Origin of the sequence: Paenibacillus sp. EKM212P (assembly GCF_011066115.1) — a bacterium.
Lineage (GTDB): Bacteria > Bacillota > Bacilli > Paenibacillales > Paenibacillaceae > Paenibacillus > Paenibacillus polymyxa_B.
Genome location: NZ_JAAMNR010000005.1, coordinates 237,610 through 255,585 on the forward strand (window position 1 = coordinate 237,610; position 17,976 = coordinate 255,585).

Below are 17,976 nucleotides of genomic sequence, written 5' to 3' on the forward strand. Positions count from 1 at the left end.
GTTGTTTTTGCGATAATACGGTTTCGCCTACTGTGACATTTTGTTTACAACTTGATCAAACTTTAGCGACATCTGCAGGATATATTGGATTATAGCGTGACATCAATCCTCTGCATAACCAGGTTGATAAAAATGTGAATTCAGTATTTTCAGGGAGGAATGCAAGTTGCTAAGCAGTATAAAGCTGATGAGCAGATTCGTCAGAGAGTATGAGGGAGAGGAAAATATTAAAAAACGGGCTTCTTCCGTAAACAGCCAGTTGAATGAAAATCAAGTAGATGAAAAGACGGTTGCTAATAAATTGGATGAAAAAGCAGTAGATACAGCAGGTTTATCCAATACATCCTACGACGGTACACAAAGCGATATTCCTTCTCGAAGCTCTGTAGAAGAGTCGAGGAGAAGGCGGGGCACCGGGCGTCTTGTAGCACTTGATGCAGCACGAGGACTGGCGGTGCTGGGAATGTACTTACAGCACTTCGGATCGAATCCAAACATTTCTGCGATTGTTTCCGGAAACACGACACTATTATTCGTATTGTGCGGGGGTATATCTTATTCCATTATGGCACAGCGCATGATGGAACGGGGAGCGGATACGGCCGCTTTCCGTGCGCGAATGCTGGCACGCGCCGTATTTGTTGATATTATCGGGTATTTGCTTATTATGCTGAACACTTCATATGGTGTCATTTTGCCTGCCTATGCAGCTATGTTTGTGTTGGCACTAATGTTATTTCGCCGTTCGACCCGCACCATTGTTACAACAGCAGCAGTTTTGCTCGTGACGGCCCCGCCGCTAATGATTCTTGGATCAAGCATTTTCTCGAAAGCTTATCTTCTTAGTGATATCGCGGGAGGTCCGATGTCTGCTCTCGCCTTGACTCCTGCATTTGTTGCCGGCATGGCCATTGGCCGCTTTGACCTCACCAGGATACGCACAGCTCTCATACTCGCAGGCAGCGGTATTGTTATGCTTATGATAGGCAAAACGCTGGCCACTTTTGTGCTTCCAGGTTGGAGCCTTCGTTTTGAACAATGGCTGATCAGCGCACAGGGAATTGCTCCTATGCAGCCGGATGAATACGCAATTTGGCCGCTTAACACGGAACCACCGATGTGGCATATGCTTTTGCAGTCGGCTCCGCACACCGCTTCGTCATTCCAGACGATTATAGGCCTGGGAATCTCGTTTCTGGTATTGGGACTAGCATGCTTCGTGGCGAAGAAATTTTCCGCTGTATTAATGCCTTTTGCGGCAGTCGGGCGCGTGGCGCTGACCATGTATGCCATTCAGTTTGTGGTGGTCTGGATTCTTGATCTGATAGGAATCGGGCATAATCTCGAAGGCGTTCCGTTCGGCGACCTGACTATCGGAGTGGCGGCACTACTGCTGGGCTGGCTGATTGCGCGGCTTCCTGTCGGCCCGCTTGAAGGACTGATGCGCCGTTTTGACCGAGTATTCAGTCCTACCCAACCAGTCTCACAAACAGTAAAGTAGATAGCCTTCTTGATACTCTATATTTATAGTCATAGAAAGTGCCGGGTTATAATTAAAACGGACTGATCAAACAGGATACCAGATAAAGAGAATACAGTCCGATTTTCGGTATTCATCGGCTCTGATCATGGTGCCTAAATAAACTGAGCTATAAGATAATCAATGAACAGAATTGAAAAAGAGAAACTAATCATGAAAATAATAGAAAATATTAATATTTAATTTCTCGGAAGGGGTGGATTCAATTGTGAACCCACCCCTTTTTCATTGAGTACAGTTATGGGTCTTTCTGTAAACAAAATCACTAATTTGTCCGATACATACATAAGGATGATTTACTGTTAAATATACCCTTGAAAATTATGATTTCACATATCAACTAATTGAGGCGTGCAGCCTATGTAAATGTGACGACTAGAAAGGAGATAGAGCGTGAATCGTGAAGAGGTCTTTCGACATTTTAAAAATGAGATCTATGAACCCCTAAAGCATCGAATGTTATTCGCATTGGAAGTTTATTTCCAAAATCATAAGCATGCCTTGGCTAAGGCATTTTGCAATTCACTGGAGCAGATATTTGAGAAAGTCAAGTTGATGCAGCAAGAAGGTGATAAACACGCCTTGGGATATATATCTTATTCCATGCTTCGTACCGAATTAGCAAACGGAAGGGCGACCTATTTAGTGGAGGCGATGGATAAAAGATGGTTTATGGATCTCCATACTTGTCGAGATACCTATAATGCAGATTGGGCATTTCGCTATTTGAACGAGTGGGAGATGGAATTAAGTAAGCAGGCTAAGAAATACGGTGGAAGAATCGGATTAGATGATATTCAGAGAATGAAATTGCACGTGGCAGTATATGTTCATCAATATATCATTGCCTTGGCGCGTTTTAGTATCACAGAAGAATGGTTCGATGATATTCAGTTTGCTCATGAAATACAGTTGGAAGATGTATTCGAACTGAGAGTCGGAGAATATTTAGATCGAAGTGAAGTCATTTATAAACGAGATGTGCGTGTCAAAGATTCCATTGTGATTAAAGACTGGCTAGAGGAAAAAAAGCCCTACGACTACATACATGAAGTTTTCCGCAAGATCGACGGGTCTCAAGGAAATTATGAGGGAATACGTCTACAATATGCCGATTTGAATGAAAGTTCCTTTAACAATAGTGTTTTTACGGGAGGAAATTTGATTGGTTCCCGTTGGAATGAAGCATATTTAATAGAAGCTGACTTCAGCAGTTGTTTGATACAAGAAGCTCGTTTTGAAAAAGCCAACTTAAGAGGAACGTCTTTTCGAGATGCAGTAGCTGTACCTGGAATATACCAGTCTGAACGATGGGAAAGACCTGGTTTTCAACCCGTAAGTTTTGCAGGAGCAGATCTTACAGGAGCCAAATTTCAGGGCGCTTACTTACAGAATGCAGATTTCACCGGGGCTATATTGCAGGGGGCCGACTTTATTGGTGCAGCTATTGAGGGGGCCTGTTTCAAAGGGGCGGTGCTGGATGGAACCCGATTTAGTTTAGGGATGCATCCAGTTGCCCGGGATCTAACTTCATTTGGATGAAACCATGTAGGACAGGCGCAATGGAAGGGACGTGGCATAGTGGAGTATTTTCTTTGTCAACATGATGATCGGATGTTGTATTCTGCTGTTCCCATATGGGACGAAGAGGCCAATGCAGAGATGGTAAATATTAATAATTGGACGGAATGGCCCTTTTCTTATGCTGCACAGTTTAAGGTCAAGGGTCACGATTACACGGTTTACCCTGATATTCTGATGGGTTCGAGGATGATGGTATCTGATTCTGTACATGAGTTGTTACAGGTCTATACGCCGAGCCTCTTCAGTCGTATGGCTTTGTTTCGGGATATGGAACGTTCTCAACAAAAGTTGTACTGGATGATTCAGCCCCCTTTAGTGAACTGTGTAGGTGAGCTAAGTACATTTCATCCCGGAGGAACATTGATGAAGTTGGTAGTAGATCGAGAGCGCACCGAGGGAAGGCCCTTATTGCAAGTTCAAGGTTTGCGTGAAACCTGTACATTAGTAAATTTGGCATTAGCAGAAAGTCTGTTGCGGAGGGGAACGAGTGGTATCTCCTTTCAGGAAGTCGATATGCAGTAACGAAATGGGAGGAGATATTTGTGGAACATCTGGATAAGAAAATTGTTTCTTTGCTACATACGGTAACATCAGAAAATGCCGAAAATAATCCATCCTCAACTGAGGATGAAGCTTTGAGTCACGCACACGAGAAAGAACCGTTTGGGCAGCCTTTACAAACATTCATGCAACTTGATGGAGAAAGTCTGATTTTTGCTCAGCGGTATTTAGTGGATGAACGCATCAGTATAACAATGCCAAAGAGCTTTCGGGATATGCCAATTGACGAGCAACTATTAAAATATCCTTCTCATCATCGCCCAGATTTTATTTTCACTAATGAGGCAGGCACGATTAACTTAACCTTCAAGCATACCGAAAGCCCGTTGCAAACAGAAGAGTTGGAGGACTTTACGGATGAGATGGCTCTGGTGGTAAAACAAACCCAGAAGTTGACCGAATGGTTTGGCCATGAAGTGTTGGAGATAGGAGAGAATCGAATAGGATACTGCGAATTCATGACGCCTGTCTGGAATAGCCGCATGTATAATTTATCCTTTTTCACAGTATTGGAAGGACGGGCGCTAATGTGCGCGTTTAACTGTACGGAAGAAGAAATGGTGACCTGGAAGCCCGTTGCCCGCAGTATGCTGCTAACGTTGAAAATCGAGTCTGATCGAAAGGAAAATAAACCCTTATGACATTAACTAACATTACATATGATCGGCTGCAAATTACGCCATTTGAATTGGTGAGTATTCAGGAATTGCGTATGACCAAGCGGTTGAATGAGCACACCCGGCTCTCTTTTACAGCTATTTTACCTGAGGAATTACAGGACAGTTATGTTCAATTGATCGAAGCCGATTCCCCGGTTTGTGTATCACAATTGGATGAGGCAGGAACACCAACACCGCTATTTAACGGAACGATACTTCATATGGAAGTCAAAGCTGTCCGAGATGTGTATTACTTGGAGGTCGAGGCTATATCACACACGTATAAACTGGATATTCGCAAAAAAGACAGGTCCTTTCAGGATAAAAATATGAAGGTAGAGGAATTGCTGCGGGCTGTAGGTAGGGATTATCCCGGTTTTGACATTATTGATTCGGCTACAGGGGGAGCAGCTTTAGGTCGTTTAGCGGTCCAATATCGTGAAACAGATTGGGAGTTCCTCAAGCGGATCGCTTCGCGTTATCATACTTCACTCACGCCTGCCTCGGTGTTTGATGTGCCGAAGTGTTATTTTGGTGTTGAGGAAACCCAGTCAGGACTTGATTTAACGAATTATCATTACACCGTCAGTAAACGAGTTGCGGATTATCGTTATTTTAACGGCAATGATACAGCACATGTAAACGAGCATGATTTTATTGATTATCTGGTTGAGGCGGAGCAAGTTTTGGAGTTAGGCAGCACCGTTACTTTTAAAGGTAAAAACTTGTACGTGTACAAGGTAGATACTCACATGCAAAAGGGTGTGCTACAGCACGTGTATACCTTAACTTCTTACAAGGGGTTGAGGCATAAGGAAGTTTTTAACGAACAGCTTATTGGTCTGTCTTTACCAGGTAAAGTCATTCAGGTAGAGCGAGATCGTATCAAATTACATTTGAATATAGATGCCGTTCAAGACCCTACGAAAGCCCACTGGTTCACGTATGTTTCTCCTTATACTGCGGAAGGACATAGCGGATGGTACGTGATGCCTGAGTTGGGAGATACCGTGCTACTCTATTTCCCTGCCCATCGGGAAGAAGAAGGCATGGCAAGTACATCTTTTCGCCAAAAGAATCAGAGTGTAGAGCAGCATGTGCTTGCTAATCCCGACATCAAATTATTTCGTACGGCCCACGGTAAGGAAATCAAATTAACTCCCGATGAAATTGTAATCACCAGTAAGGAGGGAGCTGTGTATATACAGTTAAATGAAAAAGATGGTATTCATATTGTAAGCGACAAACAGATTCATTTCTCAGCAGGAGGAAATATCTCCATTCATTCCGGCAGTAAAGTGAAAATCACGGCAGGGGATGAAATTCAAATGACGAGCAAAGGCAGCACCGTATCGCTGGGCGGAATGACAAATGTTCTGGGCAGTGAAGTGAAGACGAACTAAGAAAGGAATGAAAGGGGGAATAGAAGAATGGCAAATAAGTCTCATTCCGATAAGGAACCTATTCAAGCTGGACGGGGAAGTAAACAAGGATATGTTGTTGCTGGGGCGATCTTAAGCTGTAGCTTTGGTACGCAACCGACACGTCTCAAACGTCCGTTCAGTCACGGAGTATATGTAAAAGAGAAAGCGCAAATGAACGTTGGAGATTACTTGCCAGGAACCAATATCAGCAATTTCGGTCGTTGCTCCTGTCCAGCTAATCCAGCGGTCAAAAGCAGTGACATGGTTGATATCTACGGGGTGAAAAAAGCGAACTGTGTTCCGGTCATCACCGGACCCTGGATCGGCGGCAAAAGTGATGTGCTTGTGGAGGGAGAACCAGCCTTGCTGGATCAATGCTCGAATGCGTGCCTATACGGGGGAATGATTCGGATTACAGACGATGGCCAGACGCTGGAGTAAGGAGGTACAAGTTGAATCACACACAAACGATGTTAACGTATACGGAGTTGGAATGTACAGGTCCATATCCTCTTCAAACGATAAGCGAACTGCGTATTGAACGAAAATTAAATGACCATGCCCGGTTAAAGATCAGTGGATGGTTAGATGAAGAGCAGAGAGATCATTACATAGAACAGGATCAGGATAACGAACCGGTCATTATCCGTACCAAAACAGAGAATGGTCAGCCTGAACGCATTTTGTTCCATGGTTTACTGGTCCATGCAGAAACACGGATGGTGCGTGGCATCTATTATGTGGAGCTTGAAGCCGTTTCTCATACGATTCAGTTGGATATCACACCTGCAACGCGGTCTTATCAGGATACCTTAATGCCCTACGGAAATTTGATCAAGCAAATCATTCAGAAGTACAATCAGGCCGATGTTATTGATAACATAACAGATAGTACTATCTTGCATGAATTTACTTTACAATATCGAGAGACGGATTGGGCCTTTCTCAAACGGATGGCTTCCCGGTTTGGTACGGTGTTGATCCCAGAGATCTCATTGAATGGACCTAAATTCTGGTTTGGTATGCCTGAGGGGCAGTACGTTGAGATGAAGCATCCGGTTTACCGTACTCGACGTAGTTTTGATCCGAAAAGGACAGCGGAATTCAGCTACATGATGGAGAGTGAAACGCTTGCCAGGCCCGGAGACCTCACGAATTGGAATGGTAAGCAATGGATGGTGGCAGAAGTCACTTCTGAATTGCGGAAAGGGTTGCTATTACACGAATATGAACTGGTTCACGAACAGGGAATTCAGCAAACAGAGATTTTGTGCCCCCACCTCACAGGAGCTTCACTCGAAGGACGTGTAATTGAAGCTGAATCAGGCCGAATCCGTGTTCATCTTACAGTGGATGAAAAACAAGATCGGGATAAGGCGTGGTGGTTTCCATATGCCAGTAGTTATACCGCCGAAGGACATAGCGGTTGGTACGTCATGCCGGAACGAGGAGATACAGTATCTGTCCGCTTCCCTACAGAGCAGGAGGCGGATGGATATGCGGCAAGTTCCATACGACAAGGGCGAAGCTCGTCCCCCAAGCTCACTGATCCAGCCACCAAGTATTGGGGGACTCCTCATGGCAAGGACATCAAGCTGAGTACCAGTGAATTGAAGGTGACGGCTAAATCGGAACAGGTTCACATTTCAATGAATGGTTCGGGTATTCAGGTCGTTAGTGAACATGAATTGTCATTGTCGGCAGGTAAGACGCTCTCCTTGCATGCAGACGGGGAGCTGAATATTCAAGCTGCCGAGGCTATTTATTTCAAAGCGGGCAGCAGCAGCTTGGTGTTGGATGGAGAAACGGATATACGGTCCGCTAAAGTACAGTTGGAAGGCACGGTTAAAAGGCCAGTTTTTGTAGCTGATTTAGCACCGATTTGGGAACCACCACTAATGTCTATGAAAGCTTATGCGGAGGCGCAGGCGGCGAAAAGTGCAGCAAACAGCAGTACAGGAGGAAACTCCAATTCGAGTGTTACAAGTAAAGACGGGGGAGCTGTTAAGACAACCCCAAGCACTCCCAATTCGCCGAAGGCTAGTCTACTCGATGGCGTATTGGGATTAGCTCAGAAAGTATGCGATGTAGCTGCGTCTATTCCTGTATTGGGTGCCTTACCGAAAGCAGCAAGTCAAAAAATAGCTTCGATTCGTTCCGAAGTGGCTTCCTCTGGACCGTCATCCATAGTTAAATATGCGGCAGCAGGATTGTCCATGATTGCCAGCGTCCCTTCCCATGGTTGGGGAGTGGTGTTGGGGAAAACGGCCAAGGTTGCTGCTCAAACCTTACATGCGCACGCGGAGGAACAGAGGGCTCGTGAACGGCATGCGACGATGGAATTTCTTGGTAAGGTATGGACGAGTGCCAGAGGGTATGGAGAAGTACAATCCATACATGACTTCATCAACTATGTAAAGGGAGTCAATCAGGCTTCCGTCCAAGCCTATAGCGAAGTACCTTCTGATATACGGGAACGATGGTATCAAAGAAATGTGGATCAACAGTTTGAGGATGCGCTGAATGCCTATTATAATAATCAGGATCTCTCCACAGATATAGTCGCATTAATGGAACATCAACGGCAAACAGACAATCATTTTCGATATAGTGACAGAGCTTTGATGAGTTCCAAGTATCGGGATGATATGAAAGGGTACACGACAGAACAGAAGAAATATCTAATTGATTTTCTGAATTCAATTGACGATTATAGAAAAGAGTATGGGCCGTATAGGGAAAGTCCTTTTATGAAAGACCTGGATAAGACCGAGCGGATTGTGCTCAATGAAATCAAAAAATCTGCTCATGAAAATGTAGAGGCGACATGGGAGCGAATACGTAACTTTCCTAATCTAGATATTCGTCAAATGGTGGCCGATAACTTCCAAGGAAAACAAGACGTAGCAGATAAAATAGTTAAAGTCATAACGGATCCAGATGCTGCTTATGAAAAAGTAAAAAACAGCTCCAAACAAGAAAATGCCCATTTGTTAGTAGATGCAGCATTAACGTTTATTGTTGGAATGAAAGGAAAGAAGCATTCTAAAGATGACGGTGCTTCATCAGGAGGATCGCATAAGAAGGAGGATCATTCTTCTGAGGGTACGGGAAATAGTAAAACAGAATCTATACCACCAGAGAAATTATTAGGGATTGAACATGCAAATATACTAAATCCAAGAGATTCTTTATATCAAAAAATCCCAGTAAGAGGCGGTGTATCAGGAAAACCTCAAAGTCGCCATTTAACTAAGCATGAGAGAAATTTAGCTAATCAAATTCTTGATGATATTTCAGCGCAAGCTCGGGGTGACGAAAGCGCTAGAGTGCGTTTAGAGGCATTAAACGATCATGTTCTTGATAATAGGCGCAATGGGCAAAATTACGCAGGGTGGAATTCTGTATATATACGAGACGAATATGGAAACAATGGTGTAATGCGAATTATTTATAAGCAAACTCCCAAAGGGATTGAGTGGCACGTAGTACAATGGCACTAAGTTTTTCTATGGTAGAATTGTTTTTTTATTGCTAGTAATCTGATATAAAGTCGTGTGAAAAGTTAAATTAAGTAACATTAACAATAGAAGGGGAGAAAGTTTGGTGGATGAGAAAGTTAAATATATTAATGAGATGTTCAGATATCTAACACAAAATAATGATACAAAAGAATATCAAACGTTTTTTGCTCTACTCGAAAAAATAAAATATAATCCTAGCTTGCTTGAGTATTACGGAGAAGAATTTGTTGAATATATGATAGATCTACTCCCGCGTATAGAAGATAAGTATGATCAAGCTTCACTAATAGAAACGATCATTGAATGTTTAGACATTTACACATTTAGTGAAAACTACCTCAAGGAAATCTTTGATAAATATATGTTATGTATAGCTGAAAAAGCTGTTAATGTGAAAGGGATGTCAGCTTGTTTAATAGGGTTCATACAAGCGGGAATTACTGAAAAAGAAATAATTAAGAAGTTGGAGGAGAATTTAGAGAAAGAGCACTTAATAAGCGTACTCTCAAGAATGTACATCAATTATCTTGCTAATTCTGTAGAATCCAAATCTTACTTGATGAAGGAAGTACAAGAGGCCTATTATTTAAGCCAGCGTTCTGGAATTGTTGCTCAATTTTTATTATTAGTGCATCCACACGTTCGGAAATATGCGGGAATAAGTCAGATCACTTTCTTATATGATTCATACAGAGGTGTGTATGAGGATTGCTGGCCAAGAGGGTTACTTCCTAATATGAAAGACATGCTTATTAAGTCAAAGGTGTTGTCATCAAAGGAAATAAGTATTTTAGAAGAGTTGGATAGGTTAATTAATATGCAAGGAGAAGAATTAGATTCGATGGAAGTCAGAAAATTGTATGAAGACTTTTTCGAAGGTAAAGATCCACTTGAAGTAATCTTTACTTTGCCAATGTAGAAAATTATATGAAATAATTTTACCTAACCACTTGATGATATGTTCCTAGGGTTAAGCGGACTTAGCCTACCTTATTTAGAAGATGCTGGTTTTGTGGTAAATACCAATTTCGAATGAACCTGTCATTCAACCAATAACACACTTAACTCGTGTAATACCCGTATAAGATTTCTTCAATTCGTTTGTACGCACAATAATACTTGAAAAGTATAATCTAAATAAAGCAATGTCGTTACATTCAACAGGTTGATTTTGGTCAGATACCACCATGATTGACCTGTTTTTTTTGCTATCTTCGCTTTCTCGCATTTTTGTGGTGACGGATTGTAATATTTAAAATATTGTATGGATTTTGACCATTCTAATTAAGCTTGATACAATAGGTTAAACTAAGTGGAGATACTTCAATATAGAATGGTGTGGTCTAAACTTGCAACATGAAAACGAACTTTTGGATGTATGGTTGTCTTTGTCTCACATCCATTCCACTTTAAATGATAAGTTAGAACAAGCTCTGCTACAAAATTATGATTTATCCTTGAAGGAGTTTTACGTTTTGGGTTTTATATCGAATTCCGAGGAAAAAAAATTACGACTGCAGCAACTTCAAGAATTGGTGGGATTAAGTCAAAGTGCGACATCGAGACTCGTAGTGAGAATGGAAGCCAAAAACTGCGGGGCTTTACAAAGACATACATGCGAGGATGATCGGCGAGGTGTGTATACTCGGATTACGGAATTAGGTGAAAATAAATTCCAGCGTGCACTTCAAACCTTTAATCAGGTGTTACAATCAGAACTTCAGAAAGATGGAGTGAAGTCACAATTTCAAAATCTTACGCAAAAGCTGTTTTAGACTTTGATAGAAATGTTATGATTGGAAAGTGAACATTTACATGATTGTGCATGCATGTTTCAATCAGGCTTCCAACCATGTACGTATAGAAACGCCCTTCCGAAACTCCTCCTCATAAGGAGGAGTTTTATCGTCTGGAACCGCCGCCAGCCCCCTTTGCTTAAGAAACTGAGGCCGTATTGCGCTTTTCCTTGGCGTTGCCGCGGTCGCGACGACTTAGCAGAAATCCGACCAGAGATGCCGTGGATTGCTGGAAAATCATCCCGAGTACAACAGGCAGTGCTACCGGGGCCGGGAAATAGGTGATGGCAAGCACGGCTCCTGCGCTAATATTGCGCATGCCGCCGTTAAAGACAAGCGCCGTACGGTCTGCATTATTCCACCGCATCAGTCCTGATATCAGATAGCCGATTGCATATCCAGTGGAAGCAAGGACGACTATGGATATGCATACTCCGACAAGCTTGAGATTAAAATCGACCAGATAAGGCGCGATGACAGATCCGTTAATCATTACGACAAGAGCCATAGCCAGCTTGGAGAACGGTCCCAGCCGAGGTCCCCATACCTGTTTGATCTTCCCTTTAGTCCATTCGTTCAACACCATGCCGATTAGCGAAGGAACGACAATCATCCAGAATAGGCTCTGCATCATCGCCCAGGTATCGAGCTGCACATCCGCTCCGATCAGCAGGGACATGATGCCCGGAACGGCAAATGGGGCCAAAATCGTATCAATTAAAATGATCGCCAATGTCAGCGCCGTGTTGCCTTTATAGATGTTGACCCACACGAAGCTGGAAATGCCCGTAGGGATAGCCGCACCAAGAATAAGTCCAGTGATCGTATAAGGATCATTACTGAAAGCCAGATGCCCCAGCATCATGGCAAGAAGCGGCATAGCCAGGTGAAGAATAAACAGACAGGCGATCAGTGGACCAGGATGCTTTATCACATGGACAAAATCCTTAAACCCCATACTGATGCTGCCCGCGAAGGTCATGAATGCAAACAGCCAGGGAGAGAGTTCGGTATATTCTGACAACGGCGTACCGATTAGGACGCCAATTAGAATGCTGATTGGTGTAATTAGCGGCATAGCTGCATTTAGTCTACGATTCAACGTGAGGAGCATACAAAACTTCCTTTTTTAACCTTAAGTATAGACCTTGCACCCCCGATTCGTAAATGATCTGTGACCTTGCGGCAGCCCGATAGAAGCAAATTTGAACGCTCCTGATGAACATAGATCAACCCTTCAAATTATTTCGGTATTTCAAAGGAGAGCAGCCCATTATTTTTTTGAATAGCCTGGAAAAGTAGTAAGGGTCCCTAAAACCGAGTTGTATGCTAATTTCTTTAATAGAAGCATTCGTTAAATCCAAAAGCTGACTGGCCCTCTGTATCTTCATTCTTAAATAGTAATCGACAGGAGAGTAGCCGGTGGATTGTTTGAATATCAAGTTCAGATGCTGCTTGGATACCTGAACATGCCGACTAAGCTCCTCAAGTGAAACGGTGGATTCCAATTGTTCACTCATATAGCGTGTTGCTTTATCCACATGACTCTGGTACGTACTGTCTTCCTTGCGAAATGCAACGGATACAACAAAACTCAGCAGATAACGGACAGTTTGCGATACTTGGACTAAATGTATAATGGAGTATGACTTGTTCAGTAAAAGGTCGTAACACTGATGAAATAGCTCCAGTAGTTTGACTTCATCACTGGCGGCCATCGAAACATACGTTTTAAAAGGCTCAAATAATGCCATAAAGTCATCCACTTGGTCCCCTTTAAGATGAAACCAGTAAATCGTCCAAGGATCTCCATCGTCAGCCCCATAAGCATGCGGCATGTCCCTAGGAATGTACGCAAAGCTTCGCTCCGCCATGTCAATCGTTAGGCCATCCTTTGTTCGTATCCAACCTTTTCCGCTGGCACAGTAGATGAATATATGAGAGTCACAACCGTGCATTCTTTCACGAAAATGATGGCGGGCATGGCTGAAGCAGCCTATGTCCGTAATATATAGATTTCTTGTAAGCGGATTCATATTTAATTTATCCAGCATATAGGGTGGAAGGACATATAACTTTTCACCCTCAAATCCATCAGCTTTCTTATTCATAATCTATCCATCTCCCAGCCGTAAGCGGCTCTAATGATGAAATACGTATATAATCCATCATAAACAGTGGATTGTCAATTGTCTGTAATGTCGCTTACTTGTAAGCTCTGAATATAAGGGCGACTATGAGGGAGTGATGGAATTGAGCATTTTCGATGCTAAGGCACGCGTGTGGGAGGAAACCGTGCAGATCCCTACGTATGGAATTGGCAAACCCGACAAAAATCCAATGTTTCTGGAGAAACGTGTCTACCAGGGAAGCTCTGGTCGAGTGTACCCGCATCCAGTAATTGATAAAATTGAGGATGAGAAGAAACTTGAAAATTACCAAATGGTTTTTCTGGAAAATAAGTATTTGCGCATTGAGATCATGCCTGAGCTGGGAGGCCGCATTTATCGTGCGGTCGACAAGACCAACGGTTACGATTTTGTATATTATAACAGGGTCATCAAACCAGCGCTTGTGGGCTTATTGGGGCCGTGGATATCTGGAGGGATTGAGTTCAACTGGCCGCAGCATCACCGTCCCAACACTTATGGACCCGTTGAATACAAGTTGGAAGAACATGACGACGGAAGCGCAACGGTATGGGTGAGCGAAATTGATCGTATGTTCGGCACGAAAGTAACAGCTGGTTTTACACTACAACCGGATAAAGCATACCTTAAAGTTGAGGCCCAGCTATACAACCGGACTGCCGAGCCTCAAACGTTTCTATGGTGGGCCAATCCAGCCGTAGCGGTACATGAGCACACACAATCCGTTTTTCCTCCAGACGTATCAGCTGTGTTCGACCATGGAAAGCGAGATGTATCCCGTTTCCCGATCGCTACAGGCACTTATTATAAAATGGATTATTCTGAAGGTGTAGACATCTCCCGATACAAAAATATTCCTGTCCCCACTTCATATATGGCCTATAAATCGGATTACAATTTCATAGGTGGTTACGATCATATGAAACAAGCTGGGCTTTTGCATGTGGCCAACCATCACATCTCTCCTGGAAAAAAGCAATGGACATGGGGAAATGGCGAATTCGGCCAGGCATGGGACCGGAATCTAACAGACGAAGATGGTCCCTACATCGAGTTGATGACGGGGGTATATACCGATAACCAACCAGATTTCACTTGGCTTCAGCCGTATGAAGAAAAATCATTCTCGCAGTATTTTATGCCTTACAAACATATTGGTATGGTCAAAAACGCTTCAATTGACGTAGCCGTTAATCTGGAATTAAATTGCAGGGAAGGGACAGCACAGATTGGAGTCTATGTAACTTCCTCATTTCGTGAGGCTGTTGTGGAATTAAGTAGTCAGCGGAAAGTTTATATTAAAGAAACCTTAGATCTGACACCTAATAAGGCCTTTATACAGAAGACAGTTATTTTGGCTGAGGATGGGGATTATGAACTATGCTTAACCGTCAAAGACGCGACCGGAAGGGAGCTGATTAGCTACCAGCCGAAAAAAAAGGACGTTGAACAGATGCCGGCTGCCGCAGCCCCCCTGCCAGAACCGGAGGAATTAAGAACGAACGAAGAATTGTATTTAGCAGGACAACACTTGGAGCAATACCGTCATGCTACCTTTGAACCCGAGGCGTACTATCTTGAGGGCCTGAAAAGAGATAAAAATGACAGCCGCATAAATGTGGCATATGGTACGTTGCTTCTTCGTAGAGGGTTGTATTCAGAAAGTGAAGAGTGCTTTTGTAAAGCCATCTCGCGGGTAACCTGGCGTAACTCTAATCCCTATGACGGTGAGGCCTACTACCAGCTTGGTTTGTCGCTAAAACACCAAGAGCGGTTGGATGAGGCGTTCGCTGCATTTTATAAATCAGCATGGAGTGCGGCATGGCAAGACAGCGGATATTTCTCACTGGCACAGATTGCGACAGAACAAGGGAACTATGAAGAAGCATTGGAGCTCGTGGAGCGTTCAATCATCCGCAATGCTCACAATTACAAAGCACGCAACCTGAAGTCGGCTATTCTTCGTAAGCTCGGCAGCTACGAAGCGGCAATAGCCTTCTCCAAGGAAACGATGAAGCTCGATATCGCCGATTTTGGAGCTTACCGTGAGCAAGCATTATCATTAGAGGCTCTCGAGTTACGAGATGATGCTAAAACGGTCCTCGAAGAGCTGGAAAAATGGATGCGTGGAGATGTGCATAATTATCTAGCGGTAGCATCGGACTACGCGGCGGCGGGACTCTATGAGGATGCAGTATGTGTGCTGGAAGAAGCTCCAGAGCAGGCACAAACATACCCTATGCTGTATTACGTTCAGGCCTTCTGCTATGCTAAAATCGGCAAGCATGAGCAGGTGAACAATGCTCTCGCCCAGGCCGCAGATGCAGTACCCGACTACTGCTTTCCTAACAGTCTGTTTGAATTGGATGTGTTACAATTTGCAATTCGAACGAGACCGGGGGATGGAAAGGCGCATTATTACTTAGGTAATTTACTCTATGATAAGAAACGGCATCTGGATGCCATTTCCAGCTGGGAAACGTCTCGTTCCATTGACGATACTTACCCCGTTGTTCACCGTAATCTTGCTCTTGGATATTTTAACAAACAAGGCCAAGTAGAGAAGGCTCGCCATTCGTTAGAGCAGGCCTTTACGTGCAATACTTCAGACGCGCGTGTTCTTTATGAGCTTGACCAGCTGTATAAGAAGCTGAACATCAAGCCCAACGACAGATTGAACCTAATGGAGAGTTATCCGGGAATCATAAAGCTTCGCGATGATCTGTTTTTGGAATATGTAACCGTTCACAATACGCTGAAGCAGCATAAGGTAGCGTTGTCCTTGCTGACAGGGAGAATATTTCATCCATGGGAAGGCGGAGAGGGGAAGGTAACTGGACAGTATAGGCTTGCCAAGGTAGAGCTTGCCAAGTCCGACCTGAGGTCTGGACGGATTGAACAGGCTGTAAAAGGGCTGCGGGAGGCTTTAGTGTATCCAGAGAATCTTGGCGAAGGTAAGCTAGAGGGTTCCCAAGATAACGATATTTACTATTATTTGGGCTGTGCGTATGAGCTATTGAAATTAACAGATGAGGCAAGGCAGGCCTTTTCCACGGCCTCTCAAGGACTGGGGGAACCCATTAACGCCATGTATTATAACGATCAGCAGCCGGATATGATATTTTACCAAGGATTGGCCTGGCAGAAACTTGGCTATGCGAAGGAAGGCATGCGTCGATTCAACAAGCTCATTGATTACGCCGAAAGACACTTATTTGAACCCGTGAAAATGGATTATTTCGCGGTCTCGTTACCCGACTTTCTCATCTTTGAAGATGACCTGAATATTCGTAATCAGGTTCATTGTACTTATATGAAAGCACTTGGTTTGCTTGGATTAGGGCGACAGGACGAAGCTATCTTGTATTTTGAATCGGTGCTTAAGCTGGAAGCTAACCATCAAGGAGCATTGAACCATATGGACTGGGACTGGGAGGGGAAATCAAATGAATAATCTCGTGAGAAAGTTACCGCGCAAATTGACGATCACCATGTGGGACTTCTCCTGGTATACAATGACACAGGAAGGTGAGCCCTACAGCGATCTTGAAGCCCGTTTTAAAGAAGCAGTCGAAAGAGGGTACAATACGATCCGAATATGTGCTATGCCATTCATGTTGTTTACAGCGGATGGCAAACGCCCCGGCCCCTTGGAGTTTGCTAACCTTGGGGAAGTAGGCCAGCGTACGCGTTGGTATAACTGTCGTGGCGGCGCAGTGCTGGACGGGCATGCTCATTTACTTGAACTGTTTAAACAAGCTAAGGCTCATAACTGTTACATTATGTTATCCTCTTGGGAATATCAGCAGAGTCCCAGCTTTCTGGCTCATGCTGGGCTTAGAGATGAATTAGCTGCAATTCCCCCTAAGGAGAGATTCATGGCCATTGCAAAATCAATGGATCAGTTGATCCGTTTCGTCACAGCAGAAGGTTATAGGAACCAGATTATCTATACAGAGCTGCATAACGAAGTGGAATTTGGGCAGTTAAACGCCGTCGGAACGTCTGAAGGCATAGCCGAAACAAATGTACCAGCGCTTATTGAAGCCATGCAGCCCTACGTAGAAGAAGCAGTTGGATATCTCCGCCAATGTCATCCCGATATCATGATGACCGCCAGTTATACGTTAAATGAAGCCTACCCTAAAGCTTACGTCGCGCGCAATATGCAGGTTGCCCATTTTCATCTTTATATTAAAGGAGTGCTCAATGAGCTTATGGAAGCGGCAGGGCTTTATGATGAGTTGGCGCCGTTCCCCAATCCATTCGTACAATCCCTATTAAGAGAAGACGCTCCTCCATTTGCAGAGTGGACCCTGCCTCTGGAGGAGAATTGGCGGATGGAAGGCAATCCAGTCGGCATGAGGCTTATTTATTTGCACGACTGGGTAGATCCCGATCAATGGGATTTATTTTTGTACGATCGGTATGGAGACCATAAAATTGCCATGTTGCAGAAGGCCGATTCCCGATTGGAAGAGATTCATGAATGGACACGTCATTCCGGCATTCCAATTGTCATAGGAGAAGGTTATGTAGGCTACACGCCGCTGTATGCCCAATTTGAAGAAGGCCCGGTCGGTAAATTTATCGCTGAATATGTGTTGCGAAAAGGAATGGCACTTGGGTTCTGGGGAATGACCCTCTGCTCTAACTGTGCTCCCCATCATCCATTCTGGAATGATATCGCTTGGCAGCGCAAGTGGAATCAATTTATCCTGAATTCAGATTAACGAGT

Annotated in this window: 13 protein-coding genes; 11 read left to right on the forward strand and 2 right to left on the reverse strand. The window is 43.8% G+C overall.

Features of this window, described 5'->3' with window-relative positions; all coding sequences use genetic code 11:
* Positions 1 to 166 precede the first annotated feature (166 nt).
* From G9G54_RS16640 to G9G54_RS16680, 9 genes are all read left to right on the forward strand, one after another.
* Positions 167 to 1,501, forward strand: a complete 1,335-nt coding sequence (locus G9G54_RS16640) for a DUF418 domain-containing protein (protein WP_238808155.1) — start codon at positions 167 to 169, stop codon at positions 1,499 to 1,501.
* A gap of 432 nt (positions 1,502 to 1,933) precedes the next feature.
* Positions 1,934 to 3,082, forward strand: a complete 1,149-nt coding sequence (locus G9G54_RS16645; RefSeq protein WP_165178903.1) for a pentapeptide repeat-containing protein — start codon at positions 1,934 to 1,936, stop codon at positions 3,080 to 3,082.
* Positions 3,083 to 3,154: 72 nt separating this feature from the next.
* A complete protein-coding gene (locus G9G54_RS16650; RefSeq protein ID WP_238808157.1) occupies positions 3,155 to 3,646 on the forward strand; it encodes a hypothetical protein in 492 nt (163 codons plus the stop codon).
* 20 nt (positions 3,647 to 3,666) lie between these two features.
* Positions 3,667 to 4,326 (forward strand): hypothetical protein, encoded by a 660-nt coding sequence (locus tag G9G54_RS16655; protein WP_165178904.1) that lies wholly within the window; start codon positions 3,667 to 3,669, stop codon positions 4,324 to 4,326.
* Positions 4,323 to 5,747 carry a phage baseplate assembly protein V gene (locus G9G54_RS16660; protein WP_165178905.1) on the forward strand — a complete coding sequence of 475 codons (1,425 nt, stop codon included), beginning with the start codon at positions 4,323 to 4,325 and terminating at the stop codon, positions 5,745 to 5,747. The genes G9G54_RS16655 and G9G54_RS16660 overlap by 4 nt, the downstream gene beginning before the upstream one ends.
* A gap of 27 nt (positions 5,748 to 5,774) precedes the next feature.
* Entirely contained in the window at positions 5,775 to 6,209 is a 435-nt protein-coding gene (locus G9G54_RS16665) for a DUF4280 domain-containing protein (RefSeq protein ID WP_039270432.1), read from the forward strand.
* An 11-nt stretch (positions 6,210 to 6,220) separates the two neighbouring features.
* Positions 6,221 to 9,271, forward strand: a complete 3,051-nt coding sequence (locus tag G9G54_RS16670; protein ID WP_165178906.1) for a phage baseplate assembly protein V — start codon at positions 6,221 to 6,223, stop codon at positions 9,269 to 9,271.
* A gap of 103 nt (positions 9,272 to 9,374) precedes the next feature.
* Complete coding sequence (locus tag G9G54_RS16675; RefSeq protein WP_029514302.1) at positions 9,375 to 10,211, forward strand: hypothetical protein; 837 nt, start codon at positions 9,375 to 9,377, stop codon at positions 10,209 to 10,211.
* A 430-nt stretch (positions 10,212 to 10,641) separates the two neighbouring features.
* The gene (locus G9G54_RS16680) at positions 10,642 to 11,067 is read left to right on the forward strand and encodes a MarR family winged helix-turn-helix transcriptional regulator (protein ID WP_025719952.1); all 426 of its coding nucleotides are present in this window, start codon (positions 10,642 to 10,644) and stop codon (positions 11,065 to 11,067) included.
* Between the two features lie 160 nt (positions 11,068 to 11,227).
* Here G9G54_RS16680 and G9G54_RS16685 read toward each other — a convergent pair whose 3' ends face one another.
* Together G9G54_RS16685 and G9G54_RS16690 are read right to left on the reverse strand one after the other, a co-directional pair.
* Positions 11,228 to 12,202: a bile acid:sodium symporter family protein gene (locus G9G54_RS16685; RefSeq protein WP_165178907.1), complete on the reverse strand. Its 975-nt coding sequence runs from the start codon at positions 12,200 to 12,202 to the stop codon at positions 11,228 to 11,230.
* Between the two features lie 115 nt (positions 12,203 to 12,317).
* Positions 12,318 to 13,199, reverse strand: coding sequence for an AraC family transcriptional regulator (locus G9G54_RS16690; RefSeq protein WP_165178908.1), 882 nt, complete (start codon positions 13,197 to 13,199; stop codon positions 12,318 to 12,320).
* A gap of 136 nt (positions 13,200 to 13,335) precedes the next feature.
* Between G9G54_RS16690 and G9G54_RS16695 the strand changes: the two genes are divergently transcribed.
* Together G9G54_RS16695 and G9G54_RS16700 are read left to right on the forward strand one after the other, a co-directional pair.
* Positions 13,336 to 16,692 carry a DUF5107 domain-containing protein gene (locus tag G9G54_RS16695; protein WP_165178909.1) on the forward strand — a complete coding sequence of 1,119 codons (3,357 nt, stop codon included), beginning with the start codon at positions 13,336 to 13,338 and terminating at the stop codon, positions 16,690 to 16,692.
* On the forward strand, positions 16,685 to 17,971 hold the full coding sequence (locus G9G54_RS16700; protein WP_165178910.1) for a cellulase-like family protein: 1,287 nt from the start codon (positions 16,685 to 16,687) through the stop codon (positions 17,969 to 17,971). Before G9G54_RS16695 ends, G9G54_RS16700 begins: the two co-directional genes overlap by 8 nt.
* Positions 17,972 to 17,976: the final 5 nt, after the last annotated feature.